Here is a 1,999-nt window from a genome sequence, read left to right as displayed (position 1 = left end):
CACCGCGGTGGCGAGCTGCGTCGCCCAGGCCTGGAACCGCGGCTCGTCCTCCCGCGGAACGCCGAGCAATTCGCAGATCACCGTCACCGGCAGGGGATAGGAGAGATCGCTGACGAGGCCCCGGGCGCGCCGGTCCGGGTCCTGCCAAAGGGCGTCGAGGATCGCGGCGAGCCGCGCCTTCGTGCGGTCGCGGCCGAGATGGTAGGCGAAGCCGGCCGGACCGTCCGCGAGGCGGATGGCGGCCCGGGTCACGCTGACCTCGCCGAGGTTGAACGGGCGCCCGTCGCCGCCGATCCGGCCTGAGGCCATCACGAGCCCCGTCTCCGGCGGCCGGAGATCCGCGGCGGCCGGGGTGTCGAGGACCGACAGGGCCGCCTCCAGGTCCGTGCGGCTCGCCTCGGCACAGAGCGCCATCACGGCCTGGCGCGCCCCGATCTCCCCCTCGGATGCCGGATGTCTCGGGCTCGTCGTCATCGCGAATCCCTCCGTCGCTCGGTTGTATAGGTGTATAGACAACTGGCGTGCGCCGCACAAATGAAGTTTGGATGACAGGATGGATGCGCAGGAGCAGGCACCCGGCCTCGTCCGGGGCGAGGGTCTGACGGCGTGGCGGCAGATCGCCGACGCGCTGACGGCCGAGATCGCGGCGGGGCGCTATCCGCCGGGACAGCAGCTGCCCGCCGAGGCCGCCCTGGCGGCGCGCTTCGCCGTGAACCGGCACACCGTGCGACGTGCCCTCGCGGCGCTCGCCGAGGGCGGGCTCGTGCGCGCCAGCCAGGGCCGGGGCACCTTCGTGGAGGAGGCACCCCTCGCCTACCCGATCGGGCCGCGCACGCGGTTCTCCGAGATCGTCGCCGGGGCCGGACGCGAGGCCTGGGGCGACCTCGTCGCCTCGACCACGGTCCCGGCCGGGCCCGAGCAGGCGGCAGCCCTGGCCCTCGCCCCCGGCGCGCCGATCCTGGAGCTGCTGACGGTCCACCGGGCGGACGACGCCCCGCTCTCGACGGCGCTGACCTGGCTGCCGCTGCCGCGCTTCGCGGGCTTCGCCGAGGCCTATGCCGAACGCGGCTCGATCACCCGGGCCTTCGCGGCCTGCGGCCTGCACGACTATACCCGGCTCTCGACGCGCATCCGCGCCCGGCCGGCCGATTCCGCGGAGGCGCAGCGCCTCGACATCACCCCGGGGCGGGTCGTTCTGGTGGTGTCGAGCGTCAACATCGATCCCGCCGGCGTGCCGATCCAGGCGAACCGCACCCTGTTCGCCGCCGACCGGGTGGAGCTGGTGATCGGCGGGTGATCGGCGGTTTATCGGGCCGCCGGCTCAGCGCGCCGCCGGCCCGATGATCGCCCGGCGCAGGCGGGTCGAGACCCAGTCGATCGCCGCCACGGTGACGAGGATCATCAGCACCAGGAAGGCGACCTGCTGCAGCTCCAGCACGCGGATCAGCTCGGTGAGGTACTGACCGATGCCCCCGGCACCGACGATGCCGATGATCGTCGCCGACCGGGTGTTCGACTCGAAGAAGTACAGGACCTGGCTCGCCAGCACCGGCAGGACCCCGGGGATCAGCCCGAAGCGGATGCGGTGCAGGCGCGAGCCGCCCGAGGCGACGACGCCCTCGCCGGCACGCTTGTCGCAGGTCTCGATCGCCTCGGAGAACAGCTTTCCGAGCGCCCCGAAATCCGAGCACGCGATGGCGAGCGCCCCCGCGAAGGGGCCCAGGCCCACGACGTTGATCCAGATCAGCGCCCAGATCAGCACGTCCACCGAGCGCATCACGTCGAGGCCGCGGCGGACGGCGAACCGCGCGAAGGGGTTGGGCACGACGTTCCGGGCCGCCAGGAACGCCACCGGGAAGGCGAAGACCGCCGCCGTCAGCGTGCCCAGGAAGGCGATGCCCAGGGTCTCGCCCAGCGCGTGGGCCGACCGCAAGGCGGTCCAGGACGACCGGGTCTGGACCGGCGACTTCAACGCCGTGGTGTCGGGAGCTTCGGCGCC

3 protein-coding genes are annotated in these 1,999 nt (G+C 73.2%); 1 reads left to right on the top strand and 2 read right to left on the bottom strand.

The window, feature by feature from the left end; translation table 11 throughout:
* A partial coding sequence (phnG, locus tag I53_RS22825; RefSeq protein WP_251982410.1) for a phosphonate C-P lyase system protein PhnG occupies positions 1 to 474 on the bottom strand: 474 nt, incomplete at its 3' end.
* A 79-nt stretch (positions 475 to 553) separates the two neighbouring features.
* Here phnG and phnF point away from each other — a divergent pair.
* Complete coding sequence (phnF, locus tag I53_RS22820; RefSeq protein WP_043355026.1) at positions 554 to 1,297, top strand: phosphonate metabolism transcriptional regulator PhnF; 744 nt, start codon at positions 554 to 556, stop codon at positions 1,295 to 1,297.
* A 24-nt stretch (positions 1,298 to 1,321) separates the two neighbouring features.
* Here the strand turns inward: phnF and phnE are convergent.
* Positions 1,322 to 1,999 (bottom strand): phosphonate ABC transporter, permease protein PhnE (gene phnE / locus I53_RS22815; protein ID WP_051045002.1); only part of this gene is annotated, 678 nt, incomplete at its 5' end.

The organism is Methylobacterium sp. B1, assembly GCF_000333255.1.
GTDB lineage: Bacteria > Pseudomonadota > Alphaproteobacteria > Rhizobiales > Beijerinckiaceae > Methylobacterium > Methylobacterium fujisawaense.
Note: the sequence above shows the minus strand (reverse complement) of the source record. Positions and strands in the feature narration are given on the sequence as shown.

Coding starts and splice junctions, on each gene's coding strand:
- phnF (WP_043355026.1), top strand. CDS start 554: ATGGATGCGCAGGAGCAGGCACCCGGCCTCGTCCGGGGCGAGGGTCTG.